At 55.4% G+C, this 13,398-nt stretch carries 11 protein-coding genes and 5 tRNA genes; 15 read left to right on the plus strand and 1 reads right to left on the minus strand.

Annotation, left to right across the window (positions count from 1 at the left end):
• Positions 1 to 153 precede the first annotated feature (153 nt).
• From KUV52_RS15580 to birA, 3 genes are all read left to right on the plus strand, one after another.
• A tRNA-Asp gene (locus tag KUV52_RS15580) sits at positions 154 to 230 on the plus strand.
• 571 nt (positions 231 to 801) lie between these two features.
• Positions 802 to 1,818, plus strand: coding sequence for a UDP-N-acetylmuramate dehydrogenase (murB, locus tag KUV52_RS15585; protein ID WP_222526880.1), 1,017 nt, complete (start codon positions 802 to 804; stop codon positions 1,816 to 1,818).
• A gap of 11 nt (positions 1,819 to 1,829) precedes the next feature.
• Positions 1,830 to 2,783 carry a bifunctional biotin--[acetyl-CoA-carboxylase] ligase/biotin operon repressor BirA gene (birA, locus tag KUV52_RS15590; RefSeq protein ID WP_315900218.1) on the plus strand — a complete coding sequence of 318 codons (954 nt, stop codon included), beginning with the start codon at positions 1,830 to 1,832 and terminating at the stop codon, positions 2,781 to 2,783.
• On the opposite strand, the gene coaA is transcribed toward birA, so the two are convergent.
• The gene (gene coaA, locus KUV52_RS15595) at positions 2,780 to 3,718 is read right to left on the minus strand and encodes a type I pantothenate kinase (RefSeq protein WP_222526882.1); all 939 of its coding nucleotides are present in this window, start codon (positions 3,716 to 3,718) and stop codon (positions 2,780 to 2,782) included. The two genes, birA and coaA, sit on opposite strands and share 4 nt — an antisense overlap.
• A 221-nt stretch (positions 3,719 to 3,939) precedes the next feature.
• On the opposite strand from coaA, the gene KUV52_RS15600 reads away from it, so the two are divergent.
• The 12 genes from KUV52_RS15600 to rpoB all read left to right on the plus strand — a co-directional run bounded on the left by KUV52_RS15600 (position 3,940) and on the right by rpoB (position 13,392).
• Positions 3,940 to 4,015, plus strand: a tRNA-Thr gene (locus tag KUV52_RS15600).
• 5 nt (positions 4,016 to 4,020) lie between these two features.
• Positions 4,021 to 4,105 (plus strand) — tRNA-Tyr (locus tag KUV52_RS15605).
• Between the two features lie 32 nt (positions 4,106 to 4,137).
• A tRNA-Gly gene (locus tag KUV52_RS15610) sits at positions 4,138 to 4,212 on the plus strand.
• 9 nt (positions 4,213 to 4,221) lie between these two features.
• Positions 4,222 to 4,297: transfer RNA gene (locus KUV52_RS15615), tRNA-Thr, on the plus strand.
• Between the two features lie 98 nt (positions 4,298 to 4,395).
• Positions 4,396 to 5,580 carry an elongation factor Tu gene (gene tuf, locus KUV52_RS15620; RefSeq protein ID WP_222526883.1) on the plus strand — a complete coding sequence of 395 codons (1,185 nt, stop codon included), beginning with the start codon at positions 4,396 to 4,398 and terminating at the stop codon, positions 5,578 to 5,580.
• A 222-nt stretch (positions 5,581 to 5,802) separates the two neighbouring features.
• Positions 5,803 to 6,174 carry a preprotein translocase subunit SecE gene (secE, locus tag KUV52_RS15625; protein WP_222526884.1) on the plus strand — a complete coding sequence of 124 codons (372 nt, stop codon included), beginning with the start codon at positions 5,803 to 5,805 and terminating at the stop codon, positions 6,172 to 6,174.
• Between the two features lie 4 nt (positions 6,175 to 6,178).
• Positions 6,179 to 6,724, plus strand: a complete 546-nt coding sequence (gene nusG / locus KUV52_RS15630) for a transcription termination/antitermination protein NusG (RefSeq protein WP_222526885.1) — start codon at positions 6,179 to 6,181, stop codon at positions 6,722 to 6,724.
• A gap of 123 nt (positions 6,725 to 6,847) precedes the next feature.
• Positions 6,848 to 7,276, plus strand: coding sequence for a 50S ribosomal protein L11 (rplK, locus tag KUV52_RS15635; protein ID WP_222526886.1), 429 nt, complete (start codon positions 6,848 to 6,850; stop codon positions 7,274 to 7,276).
• Positions 7,277 to 7,279: 3 nt separating this feature from the next.
• On the plus strand, positions 7,280 to 7,981 hold the full coding sequence (gene rplA, locus KUV52_RS15640; protein WP_222526887.1) for a 50S ribosomal protein L1: 702 nt from the start codon (positions 7,280 to 7,282) through the stop codon (positions 7,979 to 7,981).
• A gap of 243 nt (positions 7,982 to 8,224) precedes the next feature.
• Positions 8,225 to 8,728, plus strand: a complete 504-nt coding sequence (gene rplJ / locus KUV52_RS15645; RefSeq protein ID WP_222526888.1) for a 50S ribosomal protein L10 — start codon at positions 8,225 to 8,227, stop codon at positions 8,726 to 8,728.
• Positions 8,729 to 8,776: 48 nt separating this feature from the next.
• Entirely contained in the window at positions 8,777 to 9,145 is a 369-nt protein-coding gene (gene rplL, locus KUV52_RS15650; RefSeq protein WP_222526889.1) for a 50S ribosomal protein L7/L12, read from the plus strand.
• 221 nt (positions 9,146 to 9,366) lie between these two features.
• Positions 9,367 to 13,392 carry a DNA-directed RNA polymerase subunit beta gene (gene rpoB, locus KUV52_RS15655; protein ID WP_222526890.1) on the plus strand — a complete coding sequence of 1,342 codons (4,026 nt, stop codon included), beginning with the start codon at positions 9,367 to 9,369 and terminating at the stop codon, positions 13,390 to 13,392.
• The last annotated feature ends 6 nt before the right edge of the window (positions 13,393 to 13,398 follow it).

Raw genomic sequence — 13,398 nt, forward strand, 5'->3', positions numbered from 1 at the left:
CCGCCAGGCACCCATTAAAATCTGCGGTAAACGCAGTGCTTTTTGCCAAGATTGAGGCGAACAAGCGACGACTTCAGGAGCATAGTGAGCTATGTGACTGAACGAGGATGCGAAGTTCAACGATAATATTGGCGAAAAGAACCAGTTTGGTGCGGAGTGGTAGTTCAGTTGGTTAGAATACCGGCCTGTCACGCCGGGGGTCGCGGGTTCGAGTCCCGTCCACTCCGCCATCTATAACGAAGAACCCAGCCTAACGGCTGGGTTTTTTCGTTTCTGGCGGATAGACGGTTGAGTGGGTCTGCTCGCTCTGGTGTAACAACACATCCCTGTGAGATCCCTCCTGTCGGCATCCATGCCTCCACCTCGCCGGACTGCGATGCGTTGCATCGGTTCCGACTCACCCAAACGGCTGGTTTTTTTCGTTTCTGGCGTATGGACGGTTGAGTGGGTCTGCTCGCTCTGGTGTAACAACACACCCCTGTGAGCTCCCTCCTGTCGGCATCCCTGCCTCGTGCTCCGGGCCTGCGTCGCTGTGTGACCATCGATAACGAGACAATCCAATCGAGCCCCTGGAGCCATTTTCTTTACTCCAATTTTTGTTGGCATCTACTGTTCAGGAATCCGGTAACGCTCTCTTTCTTAGCGCTTTTCCCGATTTATACTGGGATCTAAGCCTAAAATGGGGTGGTGAAAAGTTGCGCAAGGTGGTCGATCTGGCCGCTCAGATTACGTAGACTGCGCCTTCTTTTAATCCGGCACCTGCCGATATTGAGTGGAATCGACCTTACTGTGCCTGTTTCTGTGACATTTGATGCGAACCTTGCCGAGCACCACACCTTTGGTGTTTCGGTGTGTTCTCGTGCCTTGGTGGTTGTCGACAGTGTGGATTCGCTGGCTCGATGCTATCGCAATGAGGAGTGGCAAAGCCTGCCCAAACTGGTTGTTGGCGGTGGAAGCAATCTGCTCTTTACCGAGGACTTCAATGGGCTGGTGATCCTGAACCGCATCAAAGAGCGCACGGTGTCCGAGTCGTCGGGTTGTTTTCGTCTTCACCTCGGAGCGGGCGAGGGCTGGCATGAGGTTGTGGCCTGGTCTCTTGAGCAAGGGATGCCGGGTCTTGAGAATCTGGCGCTGATTCCAGGAACCGTCGGTGCGGCACCGGTACAAAACATCGGTGCCTATGGAGTCGAGTTGGCAGACTTCTGTGAGTATGTCGACTACTGGGACTGCGAGCTTGGCAAGGTGGTTCGTTTGCCGGCCGCTGAGTGTCACTTTGGTTACCGTGAGTCGATTTTCAAAGGTGCTCTGAAAGGGCGGGCCGTAGTCGTCGCGGTGGGTTTGGCGCTGCCGAAAGCCTGGTCCCCCAAGTTGGGGTACGGACCGTTAGCTCAGCTCGGTGAGGAGGCGGCGCCCTCAGCCATCTTTGAGGCGGTATGCCAGATCCGTTCCAGTAAGCTCCCTGACCCGGAGCAGTTGGGCAATGCGGGTAGCTTTTTTAAGAACCCGGTGATCGATGCTGTCTTGTTTGAGCGCATCCAGCGTTCACACCCAGAGATCCCAAGTTACCCTGCTGGTCCGGGCGAGATGAAAGTACCGGCAGGCTGGCTGATCGATCAGGCCGGCCTCAAAGGTTACCAGGTTGGAGATGCGGCCGTTCATACCGAGCAGGCCCTGGTGTTGGTTAACCGTGACAAGGCCACGGCCGAGGAGATCACCACACTGGCTCGACATGTCGTTGCGACGGTTGAAGCCCGTTATGGGATCGAGTTGGAGCCGGAGGTTCGGATCCTTGATGGTCAGGGCGGAGCAGGCTGGTAAACGTGTTTCCTGTGATTCGACAGCAGCTGATTGCTGCACTTTCAGATGGCCAGTTTCATTCTGGTGCTTTACTGGCAGAACAGCTTGGCGTGTCCCGTGCTGCAATCCATAACCATATTGAATCTTTGGAGGAGATGGGGCTCGACCTTTACCGGGTTAAAGGTAAAGGTTACCGGCTTTCCCGTCCCTTAAGTCTGCTGACGCCAGAGGCTCTGGCCGCTGAGGCTCGCCCTGCACCACTCCATCTGTTTTGGCAGGTGGAGTCCACTAACGGCTATATGCTCGAGCGTGCAAAACGAGCCGTCAATGGCGAAGCCTGTCTTGCTGAGATGCAGACCAGCGGGAGAGGACGAAGGGGGCGTACCTGGGTATCGCCCATCGCTTCCCACCTTTATCTTTCCTACTTCTGGCGCTTGGACCAGGGTCTGGCTGCCGCGGCAGGATTGAGTCTGGCGGTTGGTGTGGTGCTGTGTGAGGCGCTGGAGTCTCTCGGAGTAGAAGGGCTGTCCCTCAAGTGGCCCAATGACATCTATCTCGGTGGCAAAAAGCTTGCTGGCATCCTGGTTGAGGTTTCGGGACAGCAGGGTGAGGCATGTGAACTGGTGATAGGCTGCGGCGTTAACGTCAGCATGCCGGAGTCGATCGCGAACCGCATCGACCAGCCCTGGGCCGACCTGAGCGGTGAGTGGGAGATACCGGACCGTAATCAACTCGCTCGAGCAATCCTAACCCATCTGGATCAAGGGTTGCTGGCGTTTGAGCAGGAAGGTTTAGCGCCATTTGTGGAGCGCTGGCAGCAGCGCGACCAGTTCGCGAACCGGCCGGTCAAATTGCTGCTGGGCAGCCAAACCCTGGAAGGGGTGGCGAGGGGTATCGACCAGCAAGGCCATCTGTTATTGGCCCTGCCAGACGGTACGGTTAAACGCTTTGCTGGTGGTGAGCTGAGTTTGCGGGCGCGAGATTAACCGCGCAGCCTTATCTGCTCAATGCGGTGCTCGGCGCCTTTGCTCAAAATCAGGGTCGCCCGCTCCCGGGTGGGAAGGATGTTCTGATTCAGGTTGGGTCCGTTAATCTCTTCCCAAATCTTACTGGCCGTTTTACGGGCTTCCCCTTCACTTAAGTGCGCGTAGTGGTGGAAGTAGGAGTTGGGGTCTTTAAAGGCGCCATCCCTAAAGCTGATAAAGCGGTCGATATACCAGGACTTCAGCAGATCCTCTTCGGCATCCACATAGATGGAGAAGTCGACGAAGTCTGAGACGAATGGGCGGTTGCCATCCGGGTAATCCATCCCGCTCTGCAATACGTTCAACCCCTCCAGAATCAGGATATCCGGGTTGTTGACCTCCTGATGGGTATCCGGGATCCGGTCGTAGCTCAGGTGAGAGTAGAGCGGGGCAGCGGTGCGTTCACCGGACTTCACGCCGCGGACAAACTCCAGCAGCATCCGAATGTCGTAGCTTTCAGGGAAACCCTTACGCTTGAGCAGGTCCCTACGCTTGAGCTCTTCTAGGGGATAGAGAAACCCGTCAGTGGTGACGAGTTCAACCTGGGGATGTTCAGGCCAGCGCTGCAACAGAGCCTGAAGAATACGGGCCGTCGTGCTTTTGCCCACGGCAACGGAGCCGGCAACACTGATGATGTATGGCCCGCGGGAGGGGCGACGGCCTAAAAACTGCTGCAGCACATCGCCACGCCGTTGATTGGAGTGCACGTACAGATTCAGCAACCGGGAAAGAGGAAGATAGACCGCTTCCACCTCTTCCAGCGAGACACTCTCGTTGATACCCCGTAAGCGCTCCAGCTCTTCTTCACTGAGGGGAAGGGGAACAGCGTCCCGCAGGGCGGCCCATTGACGGCGGGAAAAGCCCTGATAGGCACCAAGTTTGGTCTGGGCGTTCAAAGGTATCGTTTCTCCATAGTTTGCGACCGCGACATTACCTTAACCACTGGCAAAGGTACAGCATGGCAATCCCCCGGGGCGGCTGAGTTTAACCATGTCTTTCACCGCTTCGCTCTCTGGTTAAAAGCTCATCAGTTGCACGGGTTGAGTGATTTTTTTTGAAAATCCTATTGCGCTGAATCGGCCGTTTTCCTATCATGCGCTCCGCACATTAGTGCAGTGCCGGCATAGCTCAGTTGGTAGAGCAACTGACTTGTAATCAGTAGGTCCCGAGTTCGACTCTTGGTGCCGGCACCAAATTTGGAGGGGTTCCCGAGTGGCCAAAGGGAGCAGACTGTAAATCTGCCGGCTCCGCCTTCGAAGGTTCGAATCCTTCCCCCTCCACCATTTTCTCCCTGGCAAGTTGCCCGAGGGAAATCGCGGGCATCGTATAATGGCTATTACCCTAGCCTTCCAAGCTAGAGATGCGGGTTCGATTCCCGCTGCCCGCTCCAGTTTTAAGTGCTGATATAGCTCAGTTGGTAGAGCGCACCCTTGGTAAGGGTGAGGTCCCCAGTTCAAATCTGGGTATCAGCACCACTCCTCTCGCATCATGCCGATTTTTCCTTGTTATACTCAATTTCCGAGTACCAATAGCCCAGTGGGTCTACCCACTTCGTTTGGATCGAGGCAACACCATGTCTAAAGAAAAGTTTGAACGTACGAAACCTCACGTTAACGTTGGTACCATCGGCCACGTTGACCACGGTAAAACCACTCTGACCGCTGCTATCACCAACGTGCTGGCTAAAGCCCACGGTGGTCAAGCTCGCGCTTTCGATCAGATCGACAACGCTCCGGAAGAGCGTGAGCGTGGTATTACCATCGCCGCTTCTCACGTTGAGTACGACACTGAAACTCGTCACTACGCTCACGTAGATTGCCCTGGCCACGCCGACTACGTTAAGAACATGATCACCGGTGCTGCCCAGATGGACGGCGCGATCCTGGTATGTGCTGCTACTGACGGCCCGATGCCGCAGACTCGTGAGCACATCCTGCTGTCCCGTCAGGTTGGCGTACCGTACATCATCGTGTTCCTGAACAAGTGTGACATGGTTGATGACGAAGAGCTGCTCGAGCTGGTAGAGATGGAAGTTCGTGAACTGCTGTCCGAGTACGACTTCCCGGGCGACGACACTCCGGTAATCCAGGGTTCCGCTCTGAAAGCGCTGGAAGGCGAAGCTCAGTGGGAAGAGAAGATCCTGGAGCTGGCTAACGCTCTGGACACCTACATCCCTGAGCCGGAGCGTGCTGTAGACGGTGCCTTCCTGCTGCCGATCGAAGACGTATTCTCCATCCAGGGCCGTGGTACCGTAGTAACCGGTCGTGTTGAGCGTGGTATCGTTAAAGTTGGCGACGAAGTAGAAATCGTTGGCGTTAAAGAAACCACCAAGACCACCTGTACCGGTGTTGAAATGTTCCGCAAGCTGCTGGACGAAGGCCGCGCTGGTGAGAACTGTGGTGTTCTGCTGCGTGGTACCAAGCGTGAAGAAGTTGAGCGTGGTCAGGTACTGGCCAAGCCGGGCTCCATTACCCCGCACACCAAGTTCACCTCTGAGGTTTACGTACTGTCCAAAGAAGAAGGTGGTCGTCACACCCCGTTCTTCAAAGGCTACCGTCCTCAGTTCTACTTCCGTACCACTGACATCACTGGCACCATCGAGCTGCCGGAAGGTGTTGAGATGGTAATGCCGGGTGACAACATCCAGATGACTGTTACCCTGATCGCTCCGATCGCGATGGAAGAAGGCCTGCGTTTCGCTATCCGTGAGGGTGGCCGTACCGTAGGTGCTGGTGTAGTAGCGACCATCGTTGAGTAATCAACGGCTGCACTAAACCAGAAAAGGGCGCCATTTGGCGCCCTTTTTGCGTTTGCGCGGGTTGGTCGTCTTGTCAGCGATGGTGAGAATGCATAGAATCTAGGGCTGCTTTTTTGCCGGTGGATGGCCCAGTGAAGGCGTTCCAACTGCAGCTGCCGGCCTACCAACACTTGCTGGACGAAACCAGTTGGGTGTTACAGACTCGAATACGGGATTGTTGTAATGAGTACCAATACTGAAAATCAAGGCAGCTCCATGGATACTCTGAAGTGGGGTTTGGTGGCAGTGATCCTTGCCGCTGCAGTAGTGGGCAACCACTATTTTGCTGCTGAATCTGTGCTGATCCGCGCTGTTGGCGTGGTCGTTGCGATTGCGATCGCCCTGTTTATTGCCGCTCAGACTGAGAAGGGCAAAGCAGGTTGGGCTTTTGCACAAGAGTCCCGGATGGAAGTCCGCAAGGTCGTGTGGCCGACTCGCCAGGAAACGGTTCAAACCACGTTGATCGTGTTTGCCGCCACCGCGTTTATGGCGTTCTGCCTCTGGCTGCTGGATATGGGCCTGGTGTGGATCGTTAATCTGATTACTGGGGTATAACTGAATGTCTGAGCAACCGAAAATGCGCTGGTATGTGGTACAGGCTTTCTCCGGTTTTGAGGCGCGCGTCGCCCAATCCCTGAAAGAGCACATCCAGATGCATGGCATGGAAGAATTTTTTGGCGAGGTGCTGGTTCCCACCGAAGAGGTGGTTGAGATGCGTGCCGGTCAGCGTCGCAAGAGCGAGCGCAAGTTCTTCCCTGGCTACGTGCTGGTTCAGATGGTGATGAACGACCAATCCTGGCACCTGGTACGCAGCGTGCCGCGTGTGATGGGTTTCATTGGCGGTACTTCTGACCGTCCTGCTCCGATCACTGAGAAGGAAGCTAACGCGATTCTCAACCGTCTGCAGGAAGCCAGCGAGGCTCCGCGCCATCGCACTATCTTCGAGCCGGGCGAAGTGGTTCGTGTTACCGACGGCCCCTTTGCCGATTTCAACGGCACCGTGGAAGAGGTGGACTACGAGAAGAGCCGCCTGAAGGTGTCCGTGATGATCTTTGGCCGTTCCACTCCGGTGGAACTGGAGTTTGGCCAGGTCGAAAAGTCCTGATCAAAAGATCGTCAAGAAAGCGTTTGTCCTGGGGCGGCGAATTTGGCTATAATTCGCCGCCCCTTTTTCATCGGGGAGCCGAATTTCTGTTCGGCGCTTGAACCCAAATTGAGGTAATTACTCATGGCTAAGAAAGTCCAAGCCTACATCAAGCTGCAAGTTGCAGCTGGTGCTGCTAACCCGTCTCCGCCGGTAGGTCCGGCTCTGGGTCAGCACGGCGTAAACATCATGGAATTCTGTAAGGCGTTTAACGCTCGTACAGAAAAACTGGAAAAAGGTCTGCCGATCCCGGTTGTTATCACCGTTTACGCTGACCGTTCCTTCACTTTCGTTACCAAGACTCCGCCGGCTTCCGTTCTGCTGAAGAAAGCCGCTGGTCTGAAGTCTGGCTCCAGCCGTCCGAACACTGAGAAAGTGGGTACTGTTACCCAAGCTCAGCTGCGCGAAATCGCTGAAACCAAGGCTGCTGACATGACTGGTGCGGACGTCGATGCAATGGTTCGCTCCATCGCTGGTACTGCCCGTTCCATGGGCCTGGTAGTGGAGGACTAATCGATGGCTAAGATCTCTAAGCGCATGCGCGTAATCCGTGAGAAGGTTGACGCCACTCGCGAGTACGACATCAACGAAGCTGTTGCTCTGCTGAAAGAACTGGCTACTGCCAAGTTCGTTGAGAGCGTAGACGTTGCTGTAAACCTGGGCATCGATGCTCGTAAATCCGACCAGAACGTACGCGGTGCCACTGTACTGCCGCACGGCACTGGCCGCGACGTACGCGTAGCCGTGTTCACTCAAGGCGCCAACGCCGATGCCGCCAAAGAAGCTGGTGCTGACCTGGTAGGTATGGACGAACTGGCTGCTCAGGTTAAAGCTGGCGAGATGAACTTCGACGTAGTTATCGCTTCTCCGGATGCGATGCGCGTTGTTGGTCAGCTGGGTCAGATCCTGGGTCCGCGTGGCCTGATGCCGAACCCGAAGACCGGTACTGTAACCCCGAACGTAGCTGAAGCGGTTAAGAACGCCAAAGCTGGTCAGGTTCGCTACCGTAACGACAAGAACGGTATCATCCACACCACCATCGGTAAGGTTGACTTCGACGCTGAGAAGCTGAAAGAAAACCTGGAATCCCTGCTGGTAGCACTGAAGAAGGCCAAGCCTGCTTCTGCTAAGGGCACCTTCGTTAAGAAAGTGACCATCTCTACCACCATGGGTGCTGGTGTTGCGGTTGACCAGGCGACTCTGGAAGCGCAAGCCTAATTTGCAGGGCGCGTGATTTCCTGTATAATTTCGCGCCCTGAGGTCGAAGTCCGGATGGCGACATTCGGACTTTCGTCCAAGACCGCAGGTGGAGCCCCGGCTCCTTAATTTCCTGCGTAGACGGTGAAGGACCTGAAGAAGATTTCTAATCTTCTGGAACTCCCCGCCGTATGGAATCCCCCAGTTTCTGGGGTTGTTAAGTTTCTAGGCGCAAGCCTAGGTGGAATCCAGGAGTGAAGCCCAATGGCAATGAACCTCGAAGGCAAGAAAGCAATTGTTGCTGAGGTCAATGAAGCTGCCAAAGGTGCTCTGTCTGCTGTTGTTGCCGACTGTCGCGGCGTAACTGTAGGCAAGATGACCGCTCTGCGTAAGCAAGCTCGTGAAGCTGGTGTTGTTATGCGCGTTGTGCGTAACACTCTGGCCAAGCGCGCTGTTGAAGGTACCTCTTACGAGTGCCTGAGCGACGCATTTGTTGGTCCGACCCTGATCGCTTTCTCTATCGAGCACCCCGGTGCTGCGGCGCGTCTGTTCAAAGACTTCGCCAAAGATGAGCAAGCTTTTGAGGTCAAAGCACTGGCATACGAAGGGGAGCTGATCCCTGCCGAGCAGATTGACCGTCTGGCTAAGCTGCCGACTTACGAAGAAGCGATTGCACAGTTGATGATGACCATGAAGGAAGCATCTGCTGGCAAGCTGGTTCGTACTCTGGCTGCTCTGCGCGACCAAAAAGAAGAGCAAGCTGCCTAATTCTGTTGGCCGCTTAACCTTTTACAGTAATTTTTAGGATTGTTAGTAATGTCTATCACCAAAGACCAAATCATCGAAGCCGTTGCAGCTATGTCTGTAATGGAAGTTGTTGAACTGATCGAAGCTATGGAAGAGAAGTTCGGTGTTTCTGCTGCTGCTGCTGTTGTAGCTGGTGGCGCCGGCGATGCTGCTGCTGCTGAAGAGAAGACCGAGTTCGACGTAGTTCTGGCTGAAGCTGGTTCCAACAAAGTTGGCGCTATTAAAGCAGTTCGCGGCGCAACTGGCCTGGGTCTGAAAGAAGCTAAAGCTCTGGTAGAATCTGCTCCGGCAGCTATCAAAGAAGGCATCTCTAAAGAAGAAGCCGAAGCTCTGAAGAAAGACCTGGAAGAAGCCGGCTGTAAAGTTGAGCTCAAATAAGCTATCTTCTAGCTTATTGACCTGAGCAATCAGGTTGGGCTGGTGGTTATTTGACCACCGGCCCTTTTGCGCTATGAGCGCAAGCAAACCCGAGAAGGGTTTGCTTCCCCATCTTGGAACGCGGGCCTGGCAGAGATTATTGGTTGGGTTCTTGCGCATTTAGGACGAAATGCCTCATTTAGAGCGCATTTTGGATCTTCAATCACGAGCAGAGGAACCACATGGTTTACTCCGATTTCGAGAAAAAACGCATCCGCAAGGATTTTGGTAAGCGTCCCAAGGTACTGGACGTTCCTTACCTGCTTTCAATCCAGCTGGACTCGTTCCAAAACTTCCTCGAGCAGGATCCCGATGGCGAGCGCGGCCTGGAAGCGGCCTTCCGCAGCGTATTCCCCATCAAGAGCTTTTCCGGTTACTCCGAGCTGCAGTACGTCAGCTATAAGCTGGGCGAGCCGGTATTTGACGTTAAAGAGTGTCAAATCCGCGGCGTAACCTATTCCGCTCCCCTTCGTGTAAAACTGCGCCTGGTCCTGATGGACAAAGAGGCCGGTGGTGCCGTGAAGGACATCAAGGAGCAGGAAGTGTACATGGGCGATATCCCGCTCATGACCGAGAACGGTACCTTTGTGATCAACGGTACCGAGCGTGTGATCGTATCCCAGCTGCACCGCAGCCCGGGCGTGTTCTTCGATCACGACAAAGGTAAGACCCACTCCTCCGGCAAGGTGCTCTACAACGCGCGGGTTATCCCGTACCGTGGCTCCTGGCTGGACTTCGAATTCGATCCGAAGGACAACCTGTTCGTTCGTATCGACCGTCGCCGCAAACTGCCGGCCTCCATCATCCTGCGCGCTCTGGGTTACTCCACCCAGGAGATCCTGGATCTGTTCTTCGAGAAGGTTCAGTTCTCTCTGAAGAAAGACAAGCTGGTGATGGACCTGATCCCTGATCGTCTGCGTGGCGAAACCGCCCTGTTTGACATCAAGGACAACAATGGCGATCTGATCGTGGAGAAGGGCCGTCGTGTGACTGCTCGCCACATCCGTCAGCTGGAAAAAGGCGACGTTAAGCAACTGGAAGTGCAGGTTGAGTACCTGGTTGGCAAAGTGACCGCCCAGGACTACATCGACGAAGCGACCGGTGAAGTTGTTGTACACGCGAACCAGGAACTGTCCCTGGAAGACGTGGCCAAGCTGTCTCAGGCTGGCGTTAAGTCTTTCGAGACTCTGTACACCAACGATCTCGACCACGGCCCGTACATCTCCACCACCCTGCAGGCGGACAGCACCTCTGACCGCATGGAAGCGCTGGTTGAGATCTACCGCATGATGCGCCCTGGCGAGCCGCCGACCCGCGAAGCCGCGGAAGCGCTGTTCGAGAACCTGTTCTTCTCTGAAGATCGCTACGACCTGTCCACCGTTGGTCGGATGAAGTTCAACCGTCGTCTGGGCCGTGATGAGTCCACCGGCGTTGGCATCCTGACCAAAGAAGACATCGTTGACGTAATGCGTAAGATCATTGAGATCCGCAACGGTAACGATGAAGTGGACGACATCGACCACCTGGGTAACCGTCGTATTCGCTCTGTGGGCGAGATGGCTGAAAACCAGTTCCGTGTTGGTCTGGTGCGTGTAGAGCGTGCCGTTCGTGAGCGTCTGTCTCTGGGTGATCTGGATGCCCTGATGCCTCAGGACCTGATCAACGCCAAGCCGATCTCCGCAGCGGTGAAAGAGTTCTTTGGCTCTTCCCAGCTGTCCCAGTTTATGGATCAGAACAACCCGCTGTCCGAAGTGACTCACAAGCGTCGTATCTCCGCGCTTGGTCCGGGCGGTCTGACCCGTGAGCGTGCCGGCTTTGAGGTTCGAGACGTACACCCGACTCACTACGGTCGTCTGTGTCCGATTGAGACCCCTGAAGGTCCGAACATCGGTCTGATCAACTCCCTGTCTACCTTTGCTCGCACCAACGAGTACGGCTTCCTGGAAACCCCGTTCCGTCGCGTAATCGACGGCAAGGTGACCGAAGAGGTTGAGTACCTGTCTGCCATTGAAGAGAGCAACTTCGTTATCGCTCAGGCTAACGCCCAGCTGGACGAAGAAGGCAATCTGGTGGACGAACTGGTAGCAGCGCGTCAGAAGGGCGAATCCATCTTCGCCACCGCCGATCAGGTGAACTTCATGGACGTGTCTCCGCAGCAGATCATCTCCGTGGCGGCGTCTCTGATTCCGTTCCTGGAGCACGACGATGCTAACCGTGCCTTGATGGGTGCGAACATGCAGCGTCAGGCCGTTCCGACCCTGAAGGCTGACAAGCCGCTGGTAGGTACTGGTATTGAGCGTGCGGTAGCGGTTGACTCCGGTGTAACCGTGGTGGCCAAGCGTGGCGGTGTGATCGACTACGTGGATGCTTCCCGCATCGTGGTTAAGGTGAGCGAAGATGAGCTGATGGCCGGTGAAGCCGGTATCGACATCTACAACCTGACCAAATACACCCGTTCTAACCAGAACACCTGCATCAACCAGCGCCCTGTGTGTGCGGTTGGTGAGCCGGTAACCCGTGGTGACGTACTGGCCGATGGCCCGTCCACCGACCTGGGTGATCTGGCACTGGGTCAGAACCTGCGCGTCGCGTTCATGACCTGGAACGGTTACAACTTTGAGGACTCCATCCTGCTGTCCGAGCGTGTGGTTCAGGAAGATCGCCTGACCACCATCCACATTCAGGAACTGTCCTGTATTGCTCGTGACACCAAGCTGGGTCCGGAAGAGATCACCGCTGATATCCCCAACGTGGGCGAATCCGCTCTGTCCAAACTGGACGAGTCCGGCATCGTGTACGTGGGCGCTGAGATGAAGCCGGGCGACATCCTGGTGGGTAAGGTAACTCCGAAAGGTGAAACCCAGCTCACTCCGGAAGAGAAGCTGCTGCGCGCCATCTTCGGTGAGAAGGCGTCCGACGTTAAGGACTCCTCTCTGCGTGTGCCTAACGGCGTTTACGGTACCGTTATCGATGTTCAGGTCTTTACCCGCGATGGCGTAGAGAAGGACAAGCGTGCCGTTGACATCGAGAACATGCAGCTGCGTGACGCCAAGAAGGATCTGACTGAAGAGTTCAGCATCCTGGAAAACGGTGTCTACGACCGTGCCCGCACTCTGTTGCTGGGTGCTGGCTTCACCGAAGCTCAGTTGGAAAAACTGTCTCGCGACAAGTGGCTGGAGCAGCCGCTGGACAACGAAGCCAAGCAGACCGAACTGGAGCAGCTGGCTGATCAGTACGAAGAGCTGAAGGCTGATTTCGACAAGAAGTTCGAAATCAAGCGTCGCAAGATCACCCAGGGCGATGATTTGGCCCCGGGCGTACTGAAGATCGTTAAGGTTTACCTGGCGGTTAAGCGTCGCATTCAGCCGGGCGATAAGATGGCCGGTCGTCACGGTAACAAGGGTGTAATCTCCACCATTGTTCCTGTTGAAGACATGCCGCACGACGAAAACGGCGTGCCGGTGGACATCGTTCTGAACCCGCTGGGTGTACCGTCCCGTATGAACATCGGTCAGATCCTGGAAGTTCACCTGGGTATGGCTGCTAAGGGCATCGGTGACAAGATCAACGGCATGCTGGAGCAGCAGCGCAAGGTTGAGGAACTGCGTGAGTTCATGCAGAAAGCCTACGACCTGGGCAACACCCAGCAGAAAGTGGACCTGTCCACCTTCTCTGATGCCGAAGTTCTGCGTCTGGCCGATAACCTGAAGGGCGGTCTGCCGATTGCTACCCCGGCGTTTGACGGTGCAGCAGAAGCGGAAATCAAAGACATGCTGCGTCTGGCCGAGCTGCCGGATTCCGGTCAGTTCACGCTGTTCGATGGCCGTACTGGTAACGCTTTCGAGCGTCCGGTCACTGTTGGCTACATGTACATGCTGAAGCTGAACCACTTGGTAGACGACAAGATGCACGCCCGTTCCACCGGTTCCTACAGCTTGGTTACCCAGCAGCCGCTGGGTGGTAAGGCTCAGTTCGGTGGTCAGCGTTTCGGTGAGATGGAAGTGTGGGCCCTGCAGGCCTACGGTGCGGCTTACACGCTGCAGGAAATGCTCACCGTTAAGTCTGATGACGTTAACGGCCGTACCCAGATGTACAAGAACATCGTGGACGGTAACTACCAGATGCAACCTGGCATGCCTGAATCCTTCAACGTGGTACTTAAAGAGATCCGTTCTCTGGGTATCAACATCGAGTTGGATCAGGAATAAGCCGTC

Source organism: Ferrimonas balearica (genome assembly GCF_019802055.1).
In the GTDB taxonomy this organism is placed as follows: Bacteria; Pseudomonadota; Gammaproteobacteria; order Enterobacterales; family Shewanellaceae; genus Ferrimonas; species Ferrimonas balearica_A.

What these genes read in the sequence shown, in the direction of transcription:
- tuf (WP_222526883.1), top strand. Translation starts at nt 4,396, where the DNA reads ATGTCTAAAGAAAAGTTTGAACGTACGAAACCTCACGTTAACGTTGGT.
- nusG (WP_222526885.1), top strand. Translation starts at nt 6,179, where the DNA reads ATGTCTGAGCAACCGAAAATGCGCTGGTATGTGGTACAGGCTTTCTCC.
- rplL (WP_222526889.1), top strand. Translation starts at nt 8,777, where the DNA reads ATGTCTATCACCAAAGACCAAATCATCGAAGCCGTTGCAGCTATGTCT.
- rplA (WP_222526887.1), top strand. Translation starts at nt 7,280, where the DNA reads ATGGCTAAGATCTCTAAGCGCATGCGCGTAATCCGTGAGAAGGTTGAC.
- rplK (WP_222526886.1), top strand. Translation starts at nt 6,848, where the DNA reads ATGGCTAAGAAAGTCCAAGCCTACATCAAGCTGCAAGTTGCAGCTGGT.
- secE (WP_222526884.1), top strand. Translation starts at nt 5,803, where the DNA reads ATGAGTACCAATACTGAAAATCAAGGCAGCTCCATGGATACTCTGAAG.
- rplJ (WP_222526888.1), top strand. Translation starts at nt 8,225, where the DNA reads ATGGCAATGAACCTCGAAGGCAAGAAAGCAATTGTTGCTGAGGTCAAT.
- rpoB (WP_222526890.1), top strand. Translation starts at nt 9,367, where the DNA reads ATGGTTTACTCCGATTTCGAGAAAAAACGCATCCGCAAGGATTTTGGT.